Source organism: Embleya sp. NPDC055664 (genome assembly GCF_053618075.1).
In genome coordinates, this window is sequence record NZ_JBSHGZ010000022.1 from 26423 (window position 1) to 50477 (window position 24055).

21 protein-coding genes and 1 riboswitch are annotated in these 24055 nt (G+C 70.7%); of the genes, 10 read left to right on the forward strand and 11 right to left on the reverse strand.

Annotation, left to right across the window (positions count from 1 at the left end; translation table 11 throughout):
• The first annotated feature begins 191 nt into the window (after positions 1–191).
• The 3 genes from ACWGR4_RS29505 to ACWGR4_RS29515 all read left to right on the forward strand — a co-directional run bounded on the left by ACWGR4_RS29505 (position 192) and on the right by ACWGR4_RS29515 (position 1448).
• Positions 192–746, forward strand: a complete 555-nt coding sequence (locus tag ACWGR4_RS29505; RefSeq protein WP_078976038.1) for a MarR family winged helix-turn-helix transcriptional regulator — start codon at positions 192–194, stop codon at positions 744–746.
• Positions 747–794: 48 nt separating this feature from the next.
• Positions 795–1079, forward strand: coding sequence for a hypothetical protein (locus tag ACWGR4_RS29510; protein WP_126636505.1), 285 nt, complete (start codon positions 795–797; stop codon positions 1077–1079).
• 102 nt (positions 1080–1181) lie between these two features.
• Positions 1182–1448: a hypothetical protein gene (locus tag ACWGR4_RS29515; protein ID WP_380008679.1), complete on the forward strand. Its 267-nt coding sequence runs from the start codon at positions 1182–1184 to the stop codon at positions 1446–1448.
• A gap of 963 nt (positions 1449–2411) precedes the next feature.
• Here the strand turns inward: ACWGR4_RS29515 and ACWGR4_RS29520 are convergent.
• From ACWGR4_RS29520 to ACWGR4_RS29545, 6 genes are all read right to left on the reverse strand, one after another.
• On the reverse strand, positions 2412–2924 hold the full coding sequence (locus ACWGR4_RS29520; protein ID WP_452132831.1) for a hypothetical protein: 513 nt from the start codon (positions 2922–2924) through the stop codon (positions 2412–2414).
• On the reverse strand, positions 2925–4280 hold the full coding sequence (locus ACWGR4_RS29525; protein ID WP_380008685.1) for an ATP-binding protein: 1356 nt from the start codon (positions 4278–4280) through the stop codon (positions 2925–2927).
• A gap of 66 nt (positions 4281–4346) precedes the next feature.
• Positions 4347–5858 carry an SCO6880 family protein gene (locus ACWGR4_RS29530; protein ID WP_452132830.1) on the reverse strand — a complete coding sequence of 504 codons (1512 nt, stop codon included), beginning with the start codon at positions 5856–5858 and terminating at the stop codon, positions 4347–4349.
• Complete coding sequence (locus ACWGR4_RS29535) at positions 5858–7195, reverse strand: hypothetical protein (protein ID WP_452132829.1); 1338 nt, start codon at positions 7193–7195, stop codon at positions 5858–5860. The genes ACWGR4_RS29530 and ACWGR4_RS29535 overlap by 1 nt, the downstream gene beginning before the upstream one ends.
• Positions 7185–7997 (reverse strand): hypothetical protein, encoded by an 813-nt coding sequence (locus ACWGR4_RS29540; RefSeq protein ID WP_452132828.1) that lies wholly within the window; start codon positions 7995–7997, stop codon positions 7185–7187. The genes ACWGR4_RS29535 and ACWGR4_RS29540 overlap by 11 nt, the downstream gene beginning before the upstream one ends.
• 316 nt (positions 7998–8313) lie before the next feature.
• On the reverse strand, positions 8314–8637 hold the full coding sequence (locus ACWGR4_RS29545) for a hypothetical protein (protein WP_078979333.1): 324 nt from the start codon (positions 8635–8637) through the stop codon (positions 8314–8316).
• 235 nt (positions 8638–8872) lie between these two features.
• On the opposite strand from ACWGR4_RS29545, the gene ACWGR4_RS29550 reads away from it, so the two are divergent.
• Both ACWGR4_RS29550 and ACWGR4_RS29555 read left to right on the forward strand, forming a co-directional pair.
• A complete protein-coding gene (locus ACWGR4_RS29550) occupies positions 8873–10063 on the forward strand; it encodes a C40 family peptidase (RefSeq protein ID WP_380008697.1) in 1191 nt (396 codons plus the stop codon).
• A gap of 153 nt (positions 10064–10216) precedes the next feature.
• Complete coding sequence (locus tag ACWGR4_RS29555; RefSeq protein ID WP_452132827.1) at positions 10217–12244, forward strand: PIG-L family deacetylase; 2028 nt, start codon at positions 10217–10219, stop codon at positions 12242–12244.
• Positions 12245–12452: 208 nt separating this feature from the next.
• Here the strand turns inward: ACWGR4_RS29555 and ACWGR4_RS29560 are convergent, their stop codons facing one another.
• The 5 genes from ACWGR4_RS29560 to rfbA form a co-directional block, all read right to left on the reverse strand.
• On the reverse strand, positions 12453–13802 hold the full coding sequence (locus tag ACWGR4_RS29560) for a transglycosylase family protein (RefSeq protein ID WP_452133578.1): 1350 nt from the start codon (positions 13800–13802) through the stop codon (positions 12453–12455).
• Between the two features lie 2 nt (positions 13803–13804).
• Positions 13805–13989, reverse strand: a riboswitch (cyclic di-AMP (ydaO/yuaA leader).
• A 558-nt stretch (positions 13990–14547) separates the two neighbouring features.
• Positions 14548–15516 carry a UDP-glucose 4-epimerase GalE gene (galE, locus tag ACWGR4_RS29565; protein ID WP_380008706.1) on the reverse strand — a complete coding sequence of 323 codons (969 nt, stop codon included), beginning with the start codon at positions 15514–15516 and terminating at the stop codon, positions 14548–14550.
• 146 nt (positions 15517–15662) lie between these two features.
• On the reverse strand, positions 15663–17615 hold the full coding sequence (locus ACWGR4_RS29570; RefSeq protein WP_380008709.1) for a cell wall-binding repeat-containing protein: 1953 nt from the start codon (positions 17613–17615) through the stop codon (positions 15663–15665).
• A gap of 269 nt (positions 17616–17884) precedes the next feature.
• Positions 17885–18493, reverse strand: coding sequence for a dTDP-4-dehydrorhamnose 3,5-epimerase (gene rfbC, locus ACWGR4_RS29575; RefSeq protein WP_452133577.1), 609 nt, complete (start codon positions 18491–18493; stop codon positions 17885–17887).
• Positions 18494–18613: 120 nt separating this feature from the next.
• Positions 18614–19510, reverse strand: coding sequence for a glucose-1-phosphate thymidylyltransferase RfbA (gene rfbA, locus ACWGR4_RS29580; protein ID WP_380008715.1), 897 nt, complete (start codon positions 19508–19510; stop codon positions 18614–18616).
• A gap of 50 nt (positions 19511–19560) precedes the next feature.
• On the opposite strand from rfbA, the gene rfbB reads away from it, so the two are divergent.
• From rfbB to ACWGR4_RS29605, 5 genes are read left to right on the forward strand one after another with little or no spacing between them, the layout of a single operon-like run.
• Positions 19561–20544, forward strand: a complete 984-nt coding sequence (gene rfbB, locus ACWGR4_RS29585) for a dTDP-glucose 4,6-dehydratase (protein ID WP_380008722.1) — start codon at positions 19561–19563, stop codon at positions 20542–20544.
• Positions 20541–21443: a dTDP-4-dehydrorhamnose reductase gene (gene rfbD / locus ACWGR4_RS29590; RefSeq protein WP_452133576.1), complete on the forward strand. Its 903-nt coding sequence runs from the start codon at positions 20541–20543 to the stop codon at positions 21441–21443. The genes rfbB and rfbD overlap by 4 nt, the downstream gene beginning before the upstream one ends.
• An 18-nt stretch (positions 21444–21461) precedes the next feature.
• Positions 21462–21860, forward strand: a complete 399-nt coding sequence (locus tag ACWGR4_RS29595; protein ID WP_078976024.1) for a DUF2304 domain-containing protein — start codon at positions 21462–21464, stop codon at positions 21858–21860.
• Complete coding sequence (locus tag ACWGR4_RS29600; protein ID WP_380008729.1) at positions 21853–22554, forward strand: glycosyltransferase family 2 protein; 702 nt, start codon at positions 21853–21855, stop codon at positions 22552–22554. The genes ACWGR4_RS29595 and ACWGR4_RS29600 overlap by 8 nt, the downstream gene beginning before the upstream one ends.
• Positions 22551–23885 carry a lipopolysaccharide biosynthesis protein gene (locus tag ACWGR4_RS29605; protein WP_380008732.1) on the forward strand — a complete coding sequence of 445 codons (1335 nt, stop codon included), beginning with the start codon at positions 22551–22553 and terminating at the stop codon, positions 23883–23885. Before ACWGR4_RS29600 ends, ACWGR4_RS29605 begins: the two co-directional genes overlap by 4 nt.
• Positions 23886–24055 lie beyond the last annotated feature (170 nt).

A 24055-nucleotide genomic window follows, 5' to 3' on the forward strand; every position in this document is an offset into this window, starting at 1 on the left:
TCCGAGTCCTCAAGCCTGAAGACTTCAGAGCTAAACTATACGGATCTATAGCGTTCGCGTCCAATGCATTACCGGGGACTGCCCGGCGCCGGCAACCTCCGCCGAGCGCCGACCGCGTGGACCCGAGCGCCTACCGCCGACCGGGTCCGCGCGCGACGGACCGGGGGTGCGGAGGTGGGATACTTCCCCGCATGACAGAGGGGGCCGAGCAGGCAACGCCGGACGAAGGCGACATCGAGGAATACCTCGCCGTCTTCCAGCGCGAATTCCCCGAGGTGGATCCGCAGGTCGAGACGATCGTGGCGGCACTGTCCAAACTCAACCGCCGGATGAGCGTGGCCTACGGTCGCCAGCTCACCGCCCTCGGCATCACCAACGCCGAGTGGGAGGTGCTCAAGGCCCTGGTCCTGGTCGGCCGGCCCTACCGGCTCAGCCCCGGCGACCTGGCCCGTCGGCTCGGGCTGACCCCCGCGGCGATGACCCACCGGCTGGACCGGATGGTCGCCGAGGAGTTGGTCACCCGGACCCGCGACGAGCAGAACCGGGTGCGGGTGATCGTCGAGCTGACCGGTACGGGGCGCGACGTGTGGCTGCGGGTGGTCCGCGAGGCCGCGGTCTTCGAGGCGGGTCTGCTCCAGGACCTGGGCCCGGCCGAGCGGCACGCGCTGGCCGCGGGGTTGCGCGGGATGCTGGCGCGGGTCGAGGAATCCCAGCCGGACGCCGGCGGGCGGCTCGACACGGAGTGATGCGGTTCGCCTGCGGCGGGCCGGCGGACGAGAAGAGGACCTGGGCAGATGCGAGTGCGTATTCCGAGGCAGCGTACGGACATCGAGCGGCTGGACCGCCCGCTGCCGGCGGGGTTGCCGCGACCGGCACCGCGGGTGTTGCGCGCGCCGCGGCCTCGTGGTGCGCGGTCGGCCGAGGACGCGCTGCTGGACTACCGGCTGGTGGTTGCCCGGACCCTGGGGCGGCATCGGCCCACGGGGGAGGGGACCTGTGTGTGCGGGGTGCCCTCGCCGTGTCCGGTGCGGGCGCACGCGGCGCGGCTGTTGGACTGGATCCGGCCCGAGCGGGCGTGAACCCTTCGGGGTGAACCCTCCCGAAGGCCCCGTACCGGGGCGGTTTCTCGGCTAGCGTCCCCAGGACACGTTGAGGCGCGGGGAGTCACGGGAGGCGTGTGGATGGCCGTATCCGAGGGTGTGTCCGACGGGGCCGCGTACGCCCCGTTCGACCCGACGGCGCTGCCGGCGACGGGGGGTTACTACAAGAAGTTGCCCCCGACGCCTTGCACATATGAGACGGCGCCGTTGCCCTTGGACGCGGTCGACGGGCATCCGGTGGTGTGCAAGAACCGGGCGTGCAAGTACTACCGAAAGTCCGACAAGGTCGAGTACAAGTCCGGCCCACGGGCGTATCGGTGCGAGGAATGCATGACATGGACGGACTGACATGCTCGTGGCCGCATGGCCCTGAGGGGTCTTCGCCGGGCCCTTGGGCGGGCCCCGTCGGTTGGCCTCAAGCGCCGGCCGGGCTGGAGCGTAGGTGCCGTCCGCGTTTCGGCGTGCGCCTGTCTTCGCCTGCGTCGGTTGGCCTCAAACGCCGGCCGGGCTGAGGGGTGGGTTGGCCTCAAGCGCCGGCCGGGCTGAAGGGCTAGGTGCCGTCCGCGTTTTGGGGTGCGCCCGTTCTCGCCTGCGTCGGTTGGCCTCAAGCGCCGGCCGGGCTGGAGGGTTGGGTCCCGTCCGCGCTTGGGCGTGCGCCCGTTTTTGTTCCCGTGGGGTGGCCTCAAACGCCGGCCGGGCTGGGATGGGGTGCCTCCGCGTTTCGGCGTGCGTTCGTCCTCGCTCCCGTCGGGTGGCCTTAAGCGCCGGCCCCGAAACACGAACGGCACCAAGCCCAGCCCAACGGCGTTTGAAGCCACCCGGAGTAAGCGAGATCGGCCGCGAGCCTCGGCCCGGCCGGTGTGAGCGAGGCCGGGCACAAGCCAAACGTGGACGGGACCAACTCCAGCCCGGCCGGCGTTTGAGGCCAATCGACGCAGGCGAGAACGGGCGCACACCGAAACGCGGACGAAACCCACCCTTCAGCGCGGCCGGCGTTTGAGGCCAACCGGCGCAGGTGAGAACGGGCGCGCGCCGACAGGATCTAGCCCTTCAGCCCGGCCGGCGTTTGAGGCCAACCGACGTGGGCGAAGACGGGCGCACGTCGAAACGTGAACGGGACCTACCCCTCAGCCCGGCCGGCGTTTGAGGCCAACCGGCGGGGGCCGAGGGGGCGGCTCGCCGGAGTCGTCGACGGGGCCATGTGGCCGCGAGCATGGTGGGTCGGGCCGATCGTCGGGTGACCCTACGGCCACGCGGCGACCAGGCCCGGCCACGAATAAGGGCGCTTCCCGTGTGGGGCGCGCGGGTGCATCATTCCCCGTTCGGGAGCTGGTGATTCCGCTTTGGGGTGGGGGAATTCGGGGATTCTGGTGGGGTGTTGGCGGGCTGCGTGGGGGTTGGATCCGCCGCCCTCTCCGTCCTTGCGGCTGCCGGTGCCTCTGCTCGCCGTTGCAATCGGCGTAGCCACCACCGCAATACCCACGCCGCCGCGGTCAGCAGGAGCAGCCACAGCAGGCCGAATGCCACCCAGAATGCGGTGGGGGAGGGGAGTTGGCCCGGTGGGGTGTCCGGCCAGGCTTGGGCGAGGTCGTCCGGGTGGGTGAAGAGCGGGTGTACCGCCAGCGCCGAGCCGTGGTACGTGACCCGGTCCGGCCAGTCCTTGCCGGATCCGAGCGCGGCCAGCCCCGTGGACAGCCATATCACCGTGGTGCCGGCCACGAGCAGCAGCAGCCCCGCGAGGAGCAGGCCGTCCGGTACGCCCCGCGACGGTACCCGCCCCGGGGTGGGCTCGCGCGGCACCGGCAGCCGTCCCGACCCCGCCATCTACGCCGCCGGATCGTCGGCCAACGCCGCCTCGGCCCGCACTCGTTCCTCCACCGCGTCCTCGGTCATCGCCCGGTCCGTGTAGACCATCGGGCGTTCGGTGTCGGTGATCAGGTGCTTGACCACCTGTACGTTGCCGTTCACGTCCCAGACCGCGATGCCCGGGGTCAGCGTCGGGATGATCTCCACCGCCCATCTGGGCAGGCCGAGCACCTTGCCCGTGGCGCGCGCCTCGTCCGCCTTCTGCATGTAGACGGTGCGGGTCGAGGCCATCTTCAGGATCGCCGACGCCTCCTTGGCCGCCGCCCCGTCGACCACGTCGGAGAGGTGGTGCACGACCGCCACGAAGGACAGGCCCAGTCGTCGGCCGAACTTGAGCAGGCGCTGGAAGAGTTGGGCCACGAACGGGCTGTTGATGATGTGCCAGGCCTCTTCCACCAGGAAGATGCGCTTGACCCGGTCCGGCCGGATCCAGGTGTGCTCCAGCCACACCCCCACGATCGCCATCAGGATCGGCATCGCGATCGAGTTCCGGTCGATGTGCGACAGGTCGAAGATGATCAGTGGCGAGTCGAGGTCGATGCCGTCCGTGGTCGGGCCCTCGAACATGCCCTTGAGGTCGCCGTCGGTGAGGCGGTCGAGCACGAGTGCCACGTCGAGGCCCCAGACGCGGACGTCCTTGACGTCCAGGCTGAGCAACTCGCACGACTCCGGCGTCGGATTGCGCAGCGCCTCGACGATGTCCGGGAGAATCGGCTGGCGTCCCGACACGGTGCGCATCACGTGCGTGTGCGCGGCCTTGAGCGCGTAGCCCGCCCGCTCCTGGAGCGCGTGGCCCATCGCCACCTCGATGATCGTGCGCAGCAGGGCCAGCTGGCCGGTCACCGCGATCGCCGGGTCCAGCGGGTTCAGCCGCACCGCGTCGCCGGAGAGGTCGTTCGGGTCGAGCCGGATCGGCTTGACCCCCAGCGCCTCGGCGATCAGGTTCCACTCGCCGACGCCGTCCTCGCCCTGGGCGTCCAGGACCACCACCTGGCGGTCGCGAAAGCGCAACTGGCGCAGTACGTACGTCTTCTCCAGGGCCGACTTGCCGTTGCCCGACTCGCCGAGCACCAACCAGTGCGGTGCGGGCAGTTGCTGGCCGTACAGCTGGAACGGGTCGTAGATGTAGCCCTTGCCCGAGTACACCTCGCGCCCGATGATCACGCCCGAGTCGCCGAGCCCGGGCGCGGCGGTCGGCAGGTAGATCGCCTGGGCCTGGCCGGTGGACGTGCGCACCGGCAGGCGCTGGGTCTCGCCCCGGCCGAAGATCATGCCCGAGAAGCCCTGGGTCAACGTGGAGATCAGACCCGGCATGCGCTCACCCCTTCCCGTCCCGGGCGGCCGAACCGCCCGCACTCGCCGCGGCCGAACCGCCCGCGCTCACTTGCGGATACCCGTCGCGAACGGCAGCGTGTTGACGAACGCGCGGTGTTGCTCGCGGTCGCACCACTCCAGCTTGAGGAAACACTTGCCCGCCGAGGCCCGGATCGTGCGCTTGTCCCGGGAGAGCTGGTCCGGATTGCGCGAGGACACCGTGATGTAGCCGACGATGTTCACCCCCGCCGCGCCCCCCGCCAGGTCCTCGCCGCGCTGGTCGACCCGGCCCGTGTGGGCCATGTCGCGCGGGTCGACCACCCGGTTCATCTTGGCCGCGCGCGCCGCGTCGGCGTCGTCGTTGGTCTTCTCGGTGAGCATGCGCTCGATCGCGACGTCGGTCGGCTCCAGGTCCATCGTCACCGCGACCGTACGGATCACATCGGGGGTGTGCACCAGCAGCGGGGCGAGGAAGTTGACCCCGACCGGGGTCAGCGGCCATTCCTTGATCCAAGCCGTGGCGTGGCACCACGGTTCGGCCGAGTCCGACTCGCGGGTCTTGGCCTCCAGGTAGTTCGGATGCGTCGCGTCCAACTCGGCGGGCCACGCGTAGCGCGCCTGCATGCCCTCGAACGCGTCGATCTGGTGCTCGGGGTCGTACATCGAGTGGATCAGCGAGGCCAGCCTGGCCTCGTTCAGCGGCTGCCGCACCCGGATGTCGGCCTCGGTCAACCGGGCGCACACGTCGGTGAGTTCGCGCGCCATCACCACGCCGATGCCCTTGTCGCCCTTGCCCATCACGTTCGCCTCGGCGGCCAGCTCGCGCGTGTAGTGCATGCACGCGATCAGGTAGGCGCGGTGCTGCTCGGAGGAGGTGGACACCATCGACTGCAACTGCTCGTACGAGTCCTGCACCCACGCCGGCGCCCGGTGATCGCCGCGCCGGGCCACGTCCTTGGCGTGCGCGTCGGGGTCGGCCGGCAGCGTGCGGGCCAGCACCTGGAGGCGGGTGACGAAGCCGTCGCCGTTGGCCACGTGCTTGAGCAGCGTGCCGAACCGCTCGACCAGCGCCTCCTGGTCCTCCGAGTCGCGCAGCCCCACGCCCGGGCCCTCGATCTCGATCGCGGCGGTGACGGTACGCCGCTCCAGGTGCATCAGCACGGTCAGATCGTCGGGACCGAACGGCACACTCGCCCAGGCCACCCGGCCGACCCCGGGCGGTGCGCCCACCGCGACGCCCTGACCCGTCAGCTTGGTGCCCGCCTCGGTGACCGCCGAACGATACTTCGCGCCCCGCTTGAGGGTGCGCTTGTACGTCCGGTTGATCTCCCACCATCGGTAGAACGTGCGCTTCTTGTACGGCATGTACACCGCGGCGAAGGCGAGCAACGGGAAGCCGACCAGACCCGCGATGCGCAGCACCAGGATCGGCACCACCAGGCCCCAGAGCAGCGCGAGGCCGCCGGCCGCGATGATCAGGAAGATCTCGCCGGGCTCGCGGTTCTTGCCGATGACCGCGGTGGGTTTGGCCTTGCCGATCAGGAAGGTCCGGCGTCGGGCGACCGGTTGCGTTGTCATTACTCTTTACCGTTCCTCGCGTGAGGCGTTGCCGCGGGACTGGCCGTGGGCGGTTGGGTCGGCGTCGGAGCCGGAGCGCCGCCCGATCCCCCGCCCCTGGTGCCATGGGCCGCAATGCCCGACGATACGGCGTTCGCGGTCACCGGGGCAGAGCCTGCGCCGGAACCGGTCGATCCGCGCGAGGCGTGTGCCTGGATGCCCTGCTTCACGTACGTGGCCGGTCCGTTGACCGCCGAGGCCGGTCCGGACGACTGCATCGCCTTGCGACTGCTGTGCAGCGCGGCCATGTCGTCGCCGATGCTGGGCACGAACCGGTAGATGAGCACACTTGCGAAAATGGAGAGGAACAGGATCGCCAGGCCCGAGAGCACCGCGGAGAACGCGTCGTCCTTGCCGCCCGTGGAGACCGCGGTGGCCAGGCCGAGGACTATCACGATCACCGGCTTGGCCAGCAGCACCGCGATCATGATCCCGGCCCAGCGCCGCACGTGGTGCCACATCGCCTTGTCCACCAGGCCCGAGTACACCGCGGTGCCCAGGATCGCGCCGACGTACAACATCGCGGCGCGGACCAGGAGTTCGACCCACAACACGGCCGCCGCCGCCATCGACAGCAGCGACACGAAGATCAGCATGACCGGGCCGCCGCCGAGATCGCTCGCCGGATCGAGGGCCTTGGAGAAGCCGCCGAGGAACTTGTTGGTGTCCTGTTGGGTGCCGGTTGCGATGGCCGCGGTGATCGCGTCGGTCATCGAGACGGCCAGGTACAGCACCAGCGGGGTGAACGCGGAGGCGATCACCGCCAGCCACAGGTAGCCGATCGCCTCGCTGATCGCGGTGCCTATCGGGACGCCGCGCACGGCGCGCTTGGCCACCGCCAGGATCCACAGGATCAGGGTCAGGAAGGTGGACGCGGCGAACACCACCGCGTACTGGCGCAGGAAGCCCGGGTTGGTGAAGTCGACCTGGGTGGTGTCGTTGACCGCCCCGGCCAGCTTGTCGATGATCCAGGTGGCCGCGTCGGCGCAGCCCTTGGCGATCGAGCCGAGCGGGTCGGTGACCGTGCCGAGCGGGCCCGAACCCGGCGCGCCCGGGCCGCCGTTGTTGCAGATGTCCTTGGCGGGGCCGGTGAGCAGGTCGCACTCCGGCTTGCTCGCCGGCGCGCTGGGGCTCGTGGAGGCGCCGGGAGAGGCGCCGGGAGAGGCGGTGGCGCCGGGTGTGGGGTCGGCCCACACGCGGGTGGCGCCGAGCACGAGGAGGGCCTGGAGGGTGGCGAACACCCCGCCTGCGGTCAGGAATCGGGTGCGAAGGCTGCGGCGTTCCCGGTCAGCGTGCATGGCGCAATTCCCCGAACTCCCCGTCGGCCTTGGCGATGTCGTTGGCGCCGGACGGATCCTGCAGTCCGGCCACCGGCGTCGGACCCTCCTTCTGGCTGAACTCGGTCAGTTTCCAGTCCCCGTTCACCCACGACAGGCGCATGGTCGTGGTGTTCCACGCCTCGGCCACGGGCTTCGTGGAGTCGGCCCCCGCCAACCCCACCACGCCCACACTCCACACCTCGACGGTGGCCGAAGCGGGGGTGTAGGCAATGGACTTGGTACCCATCGGCACGGCCCGGCAGACGAACGTGCGCCCCTTGGGCGCGGTGCCGTCGGGCTGGAGGCCGAACACGGTGGTCTGCGCCCGGAACACCTGGTCGGTCCGGGCAAGCAGGCCGTCGCGCACGGCCGGATCGGTGATGGTGGTGATGATCGCCGTGCGCGGCTGGGCGCGGAACATCCGCGCCGAACCGTAAGCGACAACGAAGTTGGCCGCGGCGGACTGGGCGCCCTCGGCGGTCTGCGGATAGCCGACGGGCACACCCGACTCGGTGCGTTCCGGCACCTGCGCGGCGGACAACGGCGGTCCGCCCGCCGGGGCTTCGGGCGCGGCGGAGGAACTTTTCGCGGTGTCGTCCGCGCCGCCCTTGTCGCCGTCGTCGGAGCGATTCGCGGCGAAGAGCAGGGACAGGATGACCACGGCGATCACCACCACGACGCCGATCCCGGACAGTATGGGGTTGCGCCTGGGCTCCGGACCCTCCGGTGAGGTGGTGGGTCTGGGCAGGCGGGTACGCGTGGCGGGTTCCTCGTCGCTCATGGCCTGTCCCCCCTTACCGCGGCAGGCCGGACGTTGCGGACGACCTGCGCGCACAACACAGTCCCCGACGGCCGAGCGCCGCGGGGTTCGGTTGCAGCCGGAACGATCTTCCCAGATGGGCGGTCATACCGGTGGCACCGCGCTGTTGCGTGAACACAGGCTCGATTGTCCGGGAAAGGAACCGGAATTGCTGCTGTGCCCCGAATGCGGAATGGGGCATTCCGTTTTCGGGGCGCACGACGCGCCGAAGTGCGCCGCGCCCGGGATGAAACACCACGGGATTCGCCACCTTGGGGACGGCAGGGTGCGAACCGGTCTAGATCGCCATTCCGTACACAATCGTGAACAGCGTCCCGAGCGATCCGATGATGAACACGCCGGTCAGACCGGCGATGATGAGGCCCTTGCCCTGCTCCGCGCTGAACGTGTCGCGCATCGCGGTCGCTCCTATGCGCTGCTTCGCCGCGCCCCAGATCGCGATCGCCAGGCACAGCAGCAGCGCCACGGCCATGATCACCTCGACCATGATCCGGGCCTCGCCGCCCAGCCTTGCGAACGGGCCCCAGTTCGGAGCTATCCCGCCGATGATCGTATTGATGTCGCCGTTGCCGCCGTTGCCTTTGCCTTCTGCAAGAAACACGTTTTTCACCGCCCCCGAGGTCGGGCTTTGGTTGCCTGTCGTCACATTCGACGGCAGGAGTGGGTCGTTCGTTTATTGTGCTGTGGGGAAGCCGATCGGGCTACCACCTCGGCAAGTGTGTCTGCTCACTGTGTGTATCACGGGTGATTGCGCAGAGCAATCACGGCGCGCACAATGAGCTTCGGAGTGTCCGTCGCGGCCCCGCCCGGCCGCGGAGAATCGGGGGGTATCCGCGATGCGCAAAGCCTGGGTCGCCGGTGGCATCGTATTCGCGATTCCCTTCGGTCTGGTCGGCCTGCTCACGGTGGGGGTCGGCGCGATGCAGTCCGCCTCCGGCAGCCAGACCGGCGCCGGTGGCACGATGGCGCTCGCCCCCGGCACGGTGCCGGCCGCGTACGCGTCCTCGATAGACAAGTGGGGGCGGTTGTGCCCGGAGATCTCGCCGGCGCTGCTCGCCGCGCAGCTGTACCAGGAGAGCGGCTTCGACCCGAAGGCGGTCAGCAACGTCGGGGCCCAGGGCATCGCCCAGTTCATGCCCACCACCTGGCCGGAGTGGGCCACCGACGGCAACGGTGACGGCCAGGCGAGCCCGTGGGATCCGGCCGACGCCATCCCGGCCGCCGCGCGCTACGACTGCTCGCTCGCCAAGTACGTCGCCTCCGTGCCGGGGGATCGCACCAACAACATGCTCGCCGCGTACAACGCGGGCGCGTACCGGGTGATGCAGTACAAGGGCATCCCGCCGTACACGCAGACCCAGGACTACGTGAAGAACATCCGGGCCCTGGAACAGAGTTTCGGCGTGGTCCAGACGCCGCTGCAGCCGATGGCGCTCGCCGCCGGCGCGGTCAACTGGGCGCAGACCAAGCTCGGCACGCCCTACCTGTGGGGCGGCGAGGGCACCGCCGCCGACGGCGGCCGGTTCGACTGCTCGGGGCTGACCCAGGCCGCCTACGAGACGGTGGGCATCACGCTGCCCCGGGTGGCCAACGACCAGTGGAACGCCGGCCGGCACCCCTCGCGCGACCAACTCCTGCCGGGCGACCTGGTGTTCTTCGCCACCGACCTGCGCGACCCGCGCAGCATCCACCACGTGGGGATGTACGTCGGCAACGGCCAGATGATCCACGCGCCGTACACCGGCACGGTGATCAAGTTCGGCCCGATAGACAAGCCCGACTACATCGGCGCGACCCGGGTCACCCCCGAGGGTGCCAAGTCGCTGCCCGACCGCAGCCCCGGCTCGGCGAACAACGACTCGGGCGCGGGCAGCCCGGCCGCCGACCCGGGCAAGACCACGACCGGGAACGCGAGTTCGACGGGCGCGGGCAAGGCGGGGAGCGCGGCCGGCGCCCGGACGCAGCCGCGACTGCCCGCCGCCGACCGGCCGCGCGAGGCGACCGCGGGCGACACCCGCGCGCGCTGACGGGCGGGGCTCGCCGCGCCGCGCGGTCGAGCCGGGTGCGGCCGGGGACGGGCGAGCGGCGATGATGGGGCCGGTCCGCCCTGGGGCAGACGACGCGACCCGATCCGCCGAGCTGCGCGGGACGGGCCCCGACGGCAGAAAGGCCCGGCCGAGATGGCGATGATCCCCGGCACCGGCAGGTTCACCGCCGTGGCCGCCGTGCTGGCCGCCGCGTTCACCGCCGCGGTGGTACAGCTGACCGGCCCCTACGGATCGCCGACCCGGTACGCGCCGACCCTGCCGATCGGGATCGAGGCGTTGGCCCCGGCGCCCGGTGTCGGCGGTGCGGTGATGCAGGTGGTGGCCCACCAGGACGACGACCTGTACTTCATGAACCCCGACATCGACCACGCGGTGCGCGCCGGCACGGACAACGTGACCGTCTTCCTCACCGCGGGGGAGGCCGACGGCCGCAACGGCCCCGGGAGCCGTCCGGATGTGCGGGCGTACGCGGCGGCGCGCAACAACGGCTCGCGCGCCGCCTACGCGTTCATGGCGCTCGGGGACCGCGCGGCGCGCTGGGAACGCCACAGCATCCGCCTGCGCGACGGCGCGCACGCCGAATTCGACCGCCTCGTCGACGCGCCCAACATCAAGCTGGTGTTCCTCAACACCCGCAAGGAGGAGGGCATCGGCGCGAACGGGCGGCTGCGCACCCTGTGGAACGGACAGGAGCGCGAACTCGACACGCTGGCCCCGCTCGACGAGCCGGCGGGCGGACCGTACGCGTACACCCGCGACGGGCTGATCGGGTCCCTGACCGACCTGATGCGGGCCCAGGCGCCGACCGTGGTGCGCACGCTCGACCCGGACCCCGATCGCCAAAAGCACGACGACAAGCACCCGGCGCACGCCGACAACCACGGCGTCTCCGACCATCAGGACCACACCGCCGCCGCGCGGTTCACCTGGGAGGCGCTGCGCCGCTACAACACCGACCGGCCCGCCGGGGCCGCCGCGGCGATCGCGTATCGCGGCTACTACAACGAGCGTTGGCCGCACAACCTGGAGCCGGCCGCCCGCGAGCGCAAGGACATGATCACCCGGGTCTACGGCTGGACCGACCGCGAGCACCACTGCCCGGGCCGGGCGGACTGCGGCGACCTCAAGGTGCGCGACACCGCGTCCCGCAGCAACTGGCCGCAGAGCACCACCTACCGCTTCCCCGACCCGGGCCCCAGGCCCGTGCTCGGCGCGGACGGCCGATCGAGCGCCTGGTCGGTGCTCGGCGGCCGGATCACCCGCTGGGCCGAGGACGGCACGGGCGTCTGGTCCGCCGCGCGCGACCTCGGCGCCCCCGGCGACGGCGAACTCGCCCCGGCCCCGGCGGTGGTGCGCACGGCGGACGGGCGGATCCGGGTGTTCGCGCTGCGGATCGGCGGCGCGGACCGGGCCGATCGGGACCGGCTCGCGATCGTCACCGCGATCGAGTCGGCGCCCGGCGGCGACCTGGGCCCTTGGCAGGACCTGGGTGGCCCGGACGGCGGCGCGACGGGCCTGGGCCCACCGGTGGTGCAAGCCGACGGCGCGGGCGGGCTGCACCTGTTCGCGCGCGATCGGGCCAAGGGCATCGGCACGCGGTACCTGCCCGCCGGGAGCACGGTGTGGTCGCCGTGGCGCGACCTCGGCGGCGCCGAGATCGTCGAGGGCCCGACCGCGGTCACCCGCCCCGACGGCCGGGTCACCGTGTTCGGCACGGCCCGCGAGGGCATCCGCGCCTGGGACGTGGTCGGCGACCGGCCCGGCCCGCCGCGCACGATCGCGGCGGATCACCCGGTCGGGCCGCCCGCCGCGTCGGTGGGCGCCGACGGCCGGGTCACGGTCGGCTACCGGCGGGCCGGGACGGCGGAGATCGCGGGCACGACCGAGGCCGGTCCCGACACGTGGGTGCCCACGGCCACGCGCACGGCCGGGGCCGGCTACGAGCCGCTGTGGCAACTGCCCCGCCCCGACGGCACGCTGCTCACCTCGACCCGGGACGCCGAGGGCCGCCCGGTGGTGCTCGGCGCGACCCCCACGCCGCTCGTGCTCGACGACCGCCCGACCCCGAACGGCCCGACCACCACCCTCGACGGCGCGGGCCGACCGCTCGCCCTGTGGCTCGACCCGACCGCCACCCTTCACACGGCCCGCCTGCCCTGAACCCCCGGCACCCCAACCCCCGCGCCTGAACCCCCGGCACCCGAACCTCGGCGCCGGAGTCGTCCTACGCCCCGGGACTGCCATCCACCCGCCCCGCGCGTCCCCCTGCCCCCGCCGCCGCCCGCCCCGCGCCCGCGCGGCCCGCACACGCGAACGGCGGGCGCCCCCCGAAGGGGACGCCCGCCGTTCGGCGCGGGAGTGTGGTGGATCAGACGTTCACGCCGTGGCTGCGCAGCCACGTCATCGGGTTGACCGCGGAGCCGTAGTTCGGCGTGGTGCGGACCTCGAAGTGCAGGTGCGGGCCGGTGACGTTGCCGGTCGCGCCGGAGAGCGCGATCTTCTGGCCGGTCTGCACCTTCATCCCGGCCTTGACCGAGATCGAGGACAGGTGCGCGTACTGGGTGTACTTGCCGTCCGCGTGCCGGATCACGACCTCGTTGCCGTACGCGCCGCCCCAGCCGGCCGAGACGACCGTGCCGGAGGTGACCGCGCGCACCGTGGTGCCGGTCGAGACGGCGAAGTCCTGGCCGGTGTGGTGGCCGCTGGACCAGCGCGACCCGCCCGAGCCGAAGCTCGCGGTCAAGGTGGCGCCGGAGACCGGGGCGACATACGAACCGGAGGCCTGCTCGGAGCCCTTGGCCGGGGAGTCGGCCTTGGTGCTCTCGGTCTTGACCGTGGTCTTCGGCGCGGCGGCCGGCTTGACCTCGGTCTTGGCCTCGGCCTTGGGCGTCTCCGCCTTCGGCGCCTCGGCCTTGGGCTCGTCCTTGGTTTCGGTCTTGGTCTCGGCGGCCGGCGCGGCCTTGCCGTCGACCTTCAGCTGCTGGCCCGGGAAGATCAGGTCCGGGTTCTCGCCGACCACGCTCTTGTTGGCCTCGTACAGCTTCGGCCAACCGCCGGGCACGTTCCGGGCGTTCGCGATCTGCGACAGCGTGTCGCCGGCGACCACGACGTAGGAGTCGCCGGCCGCGTCCGTCTTGGCGGTCGTCGCGGCCTTGGGCGCCTCGGTCTTGGGAGTCTCGTCCTTGGGCGCCTCGGTCTTCGGCGCCTCGCTCTTGACCTCGATCTTCGGCTTGGCGGTCTCGGTCTTCGGCGCCGGCTTGGCGCTCTCCGTCTTCGGGGCCGTCTTCGGCGCGGTCTTGCCGCCCGCCGAGCCCGTGTCGAGGTCCGGAGCGGCACCGCCGCGGGTCAGGCCCGCCTTGACCGAGCAGACCGGCCAGGCGCCGGGGCCCTGGCTCTTGAGCACCTTCTCGGCGATCGCGATCTGCTGGCTCTTGGTCGCCTGGTCGGCGCGGGCGGCGTACTGCGAGCCGCCGAACTCGTTCCAGGTGCTCTGGGTGAACTGGAGGCCGCCGTAGAAGCCATTACCGGTGTTGATCTTCCAGTTGCCCGTGCTCTCGCACTGGGCGACCTTGTCCCAGGTGCTCACGGACGCGGCCTGAGCCGTGCCCGCCCCGATGATCGGCATGGCGACGCCGACACCGGCGACGCCGGCCGCGGCGATCAGACGCGTGGTCCTGCTGGTGCTGCGACGGCGATGACGCCCGGTTCCGGACAGCATGGCTGGATCCTCTCCCACGCCTACGAGGTGAGCTGTCGGATTCGGGCCGGAGATCGATAGCCCGGCCACGTCCCGAAGAACGTGGCTTCACCCCAAGCCGTTCACGGCCGCCGACCGTCTCGATCGGTGCCGTGTGCGGCGGTTCACCTGTGGTTCCCCCGCTCCTGTCGTGTGGTGCTCGTCAGCCTCCCGAACGGCCGGCGACAGGATTCGGCGTACCGGCGATCGGGGTCCGTGTGGGATACGGACGGATCGAACGCTAAGCAGGCCCCGCCGAAGATCACAAGTCTGTGTCGGATAGAAGCCGATTATCCGTTTTGCGGTTGAGCGCAATGTAGATGATCCCTTACGGAAAGGACCGTAGTTGGCGTTCCGTGGTGGATTCGGCCGGATCGGGTGACAAGGAACCTTGATCGAGCCTCATATGGATCACCCGGGAATGATCACCGAAGTCCCGTTCGTCACAGGCGCATCGCGCGTCTCGGGCCCGGAATCGCGCCGTTACCCATCGGCGCACCCGTCTGCACCCGGAGCCGGAGTGATTCGGCCCACAGGACAAAAGCCCCAAGTCCGATTCATCCCGGCGCACTTCACCCCACGCACTCCCCGCGACGCCGACTCGCCGGCCGGCGTCGCATCGAGGCGTTCGGAGCACACGAAAGCACTCGGGGTGATTCGGGAGCACAGGATGCGCGGCACACGTTCGGCCGGCCCGGCGTTCACCACGTGGCGCGTCCCGCGCCCGTCACCCGCGCCGCGCCCGCCACCCGGTCCACGCGCTCTCCACCATGTCGGAGACGTCCAGGCGAGCCTTCCAGCCCAGTTCGGCCGCGATCCGCTCGGCGCTCGCGACCACCCGGGCCGGGTCGCCGGCGCGCCGGGGCAGCGTCTGGGGCGCGAACTCGCGCAAACCGGTGACCTCGCGGATGAGTTCGACCATCTCGCGGACCGAGGTGCCCCGACCGCGGCCGACGTTGAGCACCAGGCGGGTGTCCGGGTCGGCGGCGAGCCGGCGGGCGGCGGCCACGTGCGCCTCGGCCAGGTCCACCACGTGGATGAAGTCGCGCACACAGGTGCCGTCGGGGGTGTCGTAGTCGTCCCCGTAGATCACCGGTGCGCGGCCGGCCGTCAACTTCTCCAGCACCATCGGCACGAGGTTGGACACACCCGCGTCCGCGAGCTCCGGCGCGCCGGCGCCCGCGACGTTGAAGTAGCGCAGGCAGGCGTAGGAGATCCCGTGCGCCCGCGCGGTGGCCGCGATCAGCCACTCGCCGACCAGCTTGCTCTCGCCGTACGGGTTGATCGGCAGACACGGGGTGTCCTCGTCGACCAGGTCCACGTCGGGCATGCCGTACACGGCGGCGCTGGAGGAGAACACGATCCGGGGCACCTCGGCCGCGACCATCGCCGCGAGCAGCGTGCGCAGACCCTCCACGTTCTCCTCGTAGTAGTAGAGGGGACGCGCGACCGACTCGGGCACCCGCTTCTTGCCCGCGATGTGCACCACGCCGTCGAAGATGTGCGCGCCGAACAGCTCGTCGAGCAGCGCCCGGTCCAGCACGGAGCCGATCACCACCGGGATCGTGTCCGGCACCAGCTCGCGGACCCCGGAGGAGAGGTCGTCGACCACGACGACCTCGTCCCCGGCCGCGACGAGCCCGCGTACGACATGCGTTCCGATGTATCCGGCACCGCCGGTGACAAGCCACTTCATGTCGAGACCCTAACCGGATGGACCGCTTCGGGGGCGTTTCGCCCGTGCCTCACCGCCGCCGGGACGGGCCGAGGGCCCCCGACGGGACATGTCGTGTCCCGCCGAGGGCCCTCGGTGTGTCGCGGTGTTGCCGTGGTGTCGTGCGGTCAGCGCTTGGTGTGCCGCTCGACGTCCGAACCGGCCTGCGGACCGGTGCCGCTCGCCGGGCCGTTCACGGCCGGGCTGCCGGGCTTGTCCGCCGGCGCGGCGCGCAGCGCCTTGCCCGCGGGCGGCTCGACGCCGTTGTACATCGGTACGTAGGTGTACTGACCGGGGAGCCCGATCTGGTTGCCGGCCTGGTCCACGATCGGCGCGTTGAGCGCCGACTCGCCGCCGACCAGGACCACGGAGGAGAGCGAGGCGCCGTTGTCGTAGAGGTACCAGGAGCTGGCCGGAGCCAGGCTGTCCTCGTCGGTGAGCAGGATGGGGCCGAGCCCGGCCATCATCGCGCCGCCGGTGAGGGCGTCCTGCCAGGTCATGGTGGTGGCCAGACCCACGGTGCGCGGGGCGGCGAACCAGAACCGGCCGAGCTTGGCCGCGGTGTCGGCCGCGGTGTTCCCGGCGACCGCGTAGTACTCCGCGCCGTCCGGCCAGGACGGCAGGTTCGCCGACAGCAGCGCGCGGTCGGCCGGCCCGCCGACGGTGATCACGTTCGTGGTGGCGGGGTTGATCGCGTTCAGGTAGGACTCGGTCACGGCGGGCATGTTGTCGCCCGCGCTGTAGACGACCACGCTGTCCTTGGTGCCGCCGGCCGCGGCACCCGCCGAGAGGCCGTCGTAGTAGTCCTCACCGGTGACCACGAACACGTTCTTCGGGGCCGGGTTGGTCTCGCGGGCGATCGCGATCCCGGTGTCGTACATGGTGGCACCGGCAAGCCGCTTGGGCGTGAAGCCCCACTGCCGCAGATCGTCCTCGTAGTTGGTGCTCAGCGCGTTGATCCCGCCGAGGATGTAGACGTTGGAGCCGGGACGCAGGGTGCGCGTCAGCTCCTCGTACAGACTGCCCGGTCCGCCCCAACTGCCGAGCAGCAGCGGACCGTTCTTGGCGCCCGCGAGGGCAGCGCCGGACAGGCCGTCGTAGAAGTAGTCCGTCCGGCTGATGACCGCCGAGTCGGCCTGCCGCAGCCCCGAGGAGGTGTCGCCGACCGAGGCCCACTTGAACTTCGAGTTGGCGATCGCGGTGTCGTGGGCGGTGTCGCCCCAGACCCGATAGACGCCCTCCTTGCGCAGGGGCTGCCACGAGGCCTGCCAGAAGTTCGCGGCGACCCGCTTCGCGTTGTCGCCGTTCTTGTCCATCACCCAGGTGTCGCTGCCCTTGCCGTAGGCGATCCTGGTACCCGACGGGGAGAAGCTGGGCAGCGAGACGGAGGCGTCGGTGTCGGCGCTGAGCTGCTTGGGCTGACCACCGGTCGTGTCGACGCTGTACAACCGGCCCGTGTTGGCCACGACGCGGACGAAGACGACCGTCTTGCCGTCGGGTGAGATGTCGGGGGCGCCCGCGTCGTCGGCGATCTTGGCGGTCGCGCCGTTCGTCGCGTTGTACGACCAGACCGAGGTGTCCGTGCCGCACCCGCGCTGGAAGACGTACATCCACTGCGAGTTCGCCGACACGTAGCGGTCGCAGGAGGCCTGCCCCTCGAACGCCGGCACCGGGGTGCCGTTGCCGTCCGAGAGCACCCGATACGCCTTGGGCGCGGAGCCGTTGAGGGACGCGGTGAAGTGGATGTAGCGCCCGTCGGGCGAGAACCGAGGCATCACGACCTGCTGGACGGAGGCCCCGGTGAGTTCGATCGGGTGGGCCCCACCGACCCGGGCGACCTGGAGCCGGTCGCCTCGGACGAACGTCACGTGACTGCCGTCGGGCGAGTATGACGGGAACAGGCCGTCACCGAGCCCGAGATCGACCGAGGTGCCGTCGACCCGACGGGCCTCGAGGTGATTCGTGGATGTCGTGGTGCCGGCGATGACGCCGTCCCCACCGCTGAGCGCGGCCTGGGCGGACGTCGGTACCAGCGCCACCAGCATGCCGCCGGCGAGCGCGCTCGCCGACAGCAGTGCCATGGAACCGCGGAGCGTGCGGATCTTCAAAAAAGGTCCTCCCGAGGAGGGTGATCCGACATCTCCACGCGGGTACTTCCGGCGGGGACACGAGTTCCGCGCGTGGTGTGGTCGAGTCGGATCACCAACGATGGAACGACGAATCCGGGCCGGGTACCCCCCCGCGGCATCGGGTCGTCGTCGCGCAGACACTATCGCCGCGCGACGACACCCACCAGACGTTTAGACGGGGCCCCGACGCCCACCTCTGCGCGCTCCCACCGGGAGGGCGACTACGGGGAAACCTCGCCCAACGACTCGGTGAATCGGCGGCATTGCTCGTAGTCGGGCAGCAACCCGTCGCGCAGTGCCTCGGCCAGCGTGGGCGCGGCCAGATCCCGCTCGGACAATTGCGCGGCGCCCACCGTCGGCCAGGCGATGGCCAGGTCCGGGTCGAGCGGGTGCACAGCGTGCTCACGCGTGGGCGCGTAGGTCTCCGAGCACAGGTAGCTGAGCGTCGCGTCGTCGGTCAACGCGCAGAAGCCGTGTCCCAGGCCCTCGGAGATGTACACCGCCTGCCGCTCGGTGTCGTCCAGCCGGACGCCCTCCCAGGTGCCGAACGTCGGCGAGCCCACGCGCAGGTCGACCACCACGTCCAGGACCGCGCCGCGCACGCAGGTCACGTACTTCGCCTGCCCCGGGGGCACGTCCGCGAAGTGGATCCCGCGCACCACGTCGCGCGCCGACACCGACATGTTGGCCTGCGCGAGCCGGAGGGGGTGTCCCACCTCCTCGGACAGCAGATCGAAGCGGTACCACTCCATGAACATGCCGCGAGGGTCCCCGTGTTGCCGGAAGTTGATCTCCCAGGCGCCCTCGATCGAGAGGGGGCGGAACTTCATCTGTCGTGTCCTTGTCCGGCGGACCCGGGCGGCCGGGTCCGGATGGGTTGACATGTGGAGCATGAAGGCAATGCCGTGGTCGTCGGCGACCCGCGTCGAACCGAGCCGAGCGCCGGTGCCTCAGGCGGGGTCCGGCAGCGGCGCGATGCCGCCGCCGTAGGCGAGCAGGTCGATCAGATACTTGCCGTAGCCGCTCTTGAGCAGCGGTTGCGCGAGCGCGGCCAACTGCGCGTCGTCGATGAAGCCGGCCCGCCAGGCCGCCTCCTCGATGCAGCCGATCTTGAGCCCCTGCCGCTCCTCGATGACCCGGACGAACTCCGCCGCGTGCACCAGCGAGGAGAAGGTGCCGGTGTCCAGCCACGCGGTGCCCCGGTCCAGCACGCTCACCATCAGCTCGCCGCGCTCCAGGTAGGCCGCGTTGACGCCGGTGATCTCCAGCTCGCCGCGATCGCTCGGCTTGAGCGTCTTGGCGATCTCGACCACCCGCGCGTCGTAGAAGTACAACCCGGGCACCGCGTAGCGCGACTTCGGCTGGGTGGGCTTCTCCTCGATCGAGCGGACCACACCCTCGGCGTCGAACTCGACCACGCCGTACGCCTTGGGGTCGGCGACCGGGTAGGCGAAGACCCGACCGCCGACCGGGTCCACCCCCTGGCGCAGCTGCCGGCCCAGGCCCACGCCGTGGAAGATGTTGTCGCCCAGGATCAGCGCCACCGGCTCGCCGCCGATGAACTCCTCGCCCAGCAGGAACGCCTGGGCGATGCCGTCGGGGCTGGCCTGCTCGACGTATTCGAGCCGCATGCCGATTCGCGAGCCGTCACCGAGCAGGCGGCGGAACTGGGGTTGGTCCTCGGGGGTCGTGATGACCAGCACCTCACGGATGCCGGCCATGATCAACGTCGACAGCGGATAGTAGATCATCGGCTTGTCGAAGACCGGCATCAGTTGCTTCGATACCGCTTGGGTGATGGGCCAGAGTCGGGAGCCGGTGCCGCCCGCGAGAAGGATGCCGCGCATGCGAACACCATAGGCTCTGCGCGTTCGGGGATCGGTAGACTCCCGTGTCCATGAGGATCCTGATCACCGGTGGAGCCGGATTCATCGGCTCCGAGTTCGTTCGAAATCTGTTGTCCGGTGACGCAACCTCGCAGGACAAACCCCGGGTGACCATCCTGGACAAGCTCACCTACTCGGGCAACGTGGCAAATCTGGCGTCCGTGGCCGCCGACCCGCTCTACACGTTCGTCGAGGGCGACATCTGCGACGCCGACCTGGTGGACCAGCTGATGCCCGGACACGACGTCGTGGTGCACTTCGCCGCCGAGTCGCACGTCGACCGCTCGATCGCGGGCTCGGGACCGTTCGTCGTCACCAACGTGCTGGGCACCCAGGTGTTGCTGGACGCTGCCCGCAAGCACGGCGTCGGCCGCTTCGTGCACGTCTCGACCGACGAGGTCTACGGCTCGATCGAGGTCGGCTCGTGGACCGAGGACTGGCCGCTGGCGCCCAACTCCCCGTACTCGGCCAGCAAGGCCGCGTCCGACCTGCTGGCTCTGGCGTACCACCGCACCCATGGCATGGACGTCGTGGTGACGCGCTGCTCGAACAACTATGGTCACTTCCAGTTCCCGGAGAAGATGATCCCGCTGTTCGTGACGAACCTGCTCGACGGCAAGCGGGTGCCGCTGTACGGCGACGGCGGCAACATCCGGGACTGGCTGCACGTCTCGGACCACTGCCGGGGCATCGACCTGGTGATGCGCTCCGGGCGCGCCGGCGAGGTCTACCACATCGGTGGTGGCACCGAGGTCACCAACAAGGAACTGACGGGCCGTCTGCTCGCCGCGTGCGGCGCGGACTGGGACAGCGTCGACCACGTCGAGGACCGCAAGGGCCACGATCGGCGCTACTCGCTGAGCATCGACAAGCTGCGCGACGAGCTTGGCTACACTCCACGCGTGTCCTTTGAAGAAGGTCTCGAATCGACCGTCGCGTGGTACCGCGACAACCGTGCGTGGTGGGAGCCACTGCAGCTCAAGGCGGCGCTTTGACCACCTCGGTGGACGGCCGGCGCTGGCTCGTCACCGGAGCACACGGAATGCTCGGACGCGATCTGCTCGCCGTCCTGGACGAGGTCCCCGGCGCGGTGGTCACCGCCGTCGCCCGCAAGGACCTCGATATCACCGACGCCGCCGCGGTCCTGGCCGCGACGGCCGGACACGACATCGTCGTCAACGCCGCGGCGTGGACCGATGTGGACGGCGCGGAGACGGCCGAGTCGGCCGCGACCGAGGTCAACGGCACCGCGGTGGGTCACCTGGCCCGGGCCTGCGCCGTACACGGCGCACGGCTGATCCAGATCTCCACCGACTACGTCTTCGGCGGCGACGGCACCGCGCCGTATCCCGAGGACGCGCCCACCGCACCGCTGAACGCGTACGGACGGGGCAAGCTGGTCGGCGAGCGACTCGTCGCAGACGTGTTGCCCACCGACGGCTACATCGTCCGCACCGCGTGGCTGTACGGCGAACACGGGCGGAATTTCGTCTCCACCATGCTGACACTGGCGGCCGACCGCGACACCCTGGACGTCGTCGACGATCAACTCGGTCAGCCGACCTGGTCGGCCGCGCTGGCGGAGCGGGTGGTCCGTCTCGGCGAGGCCGCGCTGTCCGGCCGCGCGCCGGCGGGGATCTATCACGGCACGGCTTCGGGGCAGGCGACCTGGTACGACCTCGCGCGGGCCACATTCGCCGGGGCGGGGCTGGACGCCGACCGCGTTCGTCCGACAACATCCGAGAACTTCACGCGCCCCGCCAAGCGTCCTTCCTACAGTGTGCTCGCCCACGACCGGTGGGCCGATGCCGGACTGTCGCCCATGGCCGACTGGCGGGACATGCTTGCACAGGCATTGGATCGCCCGGGGTTCGTCGCCCTGCGGCCCGACTGATCAAAAATCGAGCGTGTCATGAAACTTACGATTGTCACCGCGATTGCCGGCTTGCTGGTGGTCGTCGTCATCCTTGAACTGCTGAGGCGACGCCAACTGCGTGAAAAGTACGCGGTGTTGTGGCTCGTCGTCGGCTTGATCGTGGTACCGCTCGGCGCGTTCCCGAAGATGCTCGACTCGGTGGCCACCACCGCGGGTGTGCGATCGGGTGTCAGCCTCGTCCTCTTCCTCGGCTTCGTCTTCCTGCTCCTCGTGTGTATTCACCTGAGTTGGGAATCGAGTCGGTTGGAGGAGGAAACCCGTTCGCTCGCCGAAGAGGTGGCCCTGATCCGGACCCAACTGGCCGAGCAGGAACGCACGGCAGCCATCGCCCTCATCCGTACCGAGTCGGCCGAGCGGGAACGCGCAAATGATTAACAACAAGCGGGTCCTGATCATCATCCCCGCGTGGAACGAGTCCGCGTCGATCGCGGACGTGATCCGCGAGGTCCGCGGCGAGCTGCCCGAGGTCGACCTCCTCGTCGTCGACGACGGCTCGACCGACGACACCGCGAAGGTCGCCCGCGCGGCCGGCGCCACGGTGTCCCGACTGCCGTACAACCTCGGCGTCGGCGGCGCGATGCGGCTGGGCTACCGCTACGCGTACGAGAACGACTACGACGTGGCGATCCAGATCGACGCGGACGGTCAGCACGACCCCCGCTACGTCCCCAAGCTGGTGGATCACCTCGACGAGGCGTCGCTGGTCATCGGCGCGCGCTTCGCCGGCGAGGGCGACTACACCGTACGCGGCCCGCGCAAGTGGACCATGGTCATGCTCTCGGGCGTGTTGTCGCGGATGGCCAAGACCAAGCTCACCGACACCACGTCGGGCTTTCGCGCCTGCAACCGCGACATCATTCGGCTGTTCGCCGAGTGGTATCCGGTCGAGTACCTGGGCGACACGGTCGAGACCACGGTCCGGGTGATCCGCCTCAAGCACAAGGTGATGCAGGTCCCGGTGGCGATGCGGGCCCGCCAGGCCGGCACGCCCAGCCATTCCCCCGCCAAGGCGATGATCTACCTCGGCCGCGCGTTCATCACCCTGCTGTTGGCGATCGCCCGCCGATGAAGACGCTGCTGCTGCGGGCGATCCGCGCGCTGCCCCAGGGCACCCTCCTCGTGGGCGCCGGCATGGTCGTCCTCGGTGGCGCTTCCTATGTACATCTGGCGATCGCGGGCCACTCGCTGAACCCGGACGACATGTCCGGGGTCTCGGTGTTGTGGACCATCATCTTCTCGATCGGGCTCGGCCTGTTCTTCCCGGTCGAACAGGAGATCACCAGGATCGTCGCCGCCCGGGCCGCCGAGGGCTCGGGCACCGCGCCGGTACTGCGGCGCGGCGCCGTGCTGGCCGGCGGGCTGTTGCTCGCCGTGCTGGTGCTGCTCGCCGCCGCGTCCGGCCCGATGGCCGACCGGCTCTTCGACGGCGACCGGCAGCTGCTGGTGGCGCTGGGCGGCGCGTTCGTCGGTCTGGCCGTGGTCTCGGTCACCCGCGGCGTGCTCGCCGGACACGGCGCGTTCACCGCCTACGGCACGCAGCTGGCCCTGGACGGCGGGCTGCGGATCGTATTCGCGATCGCGCTCGGCGCGGCCGGCAGCCACTCGCCGCTGCTGTTCTCGCTGATCCTGACCGTCGCCCCGATCCTGGCCACGCTGGCCACGCTGCGGCCGGTGCTGCGTGCCGCCCGGCCCGGCGCGGTGCTCGCGTGGCGGGAGTTGTACCGCGGCCTCGGCCTGCTGATCGTCTCGACGCTGCTCGCGCAGCTGATGGTCAACACCGCGGTGCTCAGCGTCAAGCTGCTCGAACCCGAGCAGACCGCGCTGGTCACCGCGCTGCTCAGCGCGCTGATCCTGGCCCGGGTGCCGCTGTTCGTCTTCGGCTCGCTCCAGGCGTCGTTGTTGCCGGGCCTGTCCCGGACCTTCACCGACGGCGATCGTGGCGCGTTCCGCGGACTGATCACCCGGGCCTGCCTCGTGGTGAGCGCGCTGGGCGTGGCCGGTGGGCTGGGCGCCACGGTGCTCGGCCCGTGGATCATCCGGGTGTTCTTCAACGCCCCGAAGGACGTCCTGGGCCCGCTGGACTTCGCGTGGTTCTCGGCGGGCACGCTGTGTTACATGCTGGCCATGGTGCTGGGCCAGGGCGTGATGGCGATGAACCGCCATCGGGCCCAACTCGTCGCCTGGATCGGTGGCACCGCGGTGCTGGTGGCGATCACCTGCCTGCCCGGGGACATCCGGGTCCGGGTGGAGATCGCCTTCGCCGCGGCCACCGCCGCCACCGCCCTGCTGATGGCGCTGATGTTGCGGTCCGGCGCTCGGCGCTTTCCGGCGCCGGCGCGTACCGCGTCGCCGGTGCGGGCGGTGGCGAACCCCGTCGGGGGCGCGCCGCGGGGTGAGTAGGATCGATCGCGTCGTGTGGGTGGCCTACGAGGACGTCTCGTGCCCGTTGGGATCGATAGCCGGGAGTTCAGGGTGCGCGAGTGCGCCGATGGCCCTTCTGAAACCGTCCGTCTCGCCGAGACGACACTCGAGGGAGGGGCCGACGAACGGCAGGTCCACACGATCGACGT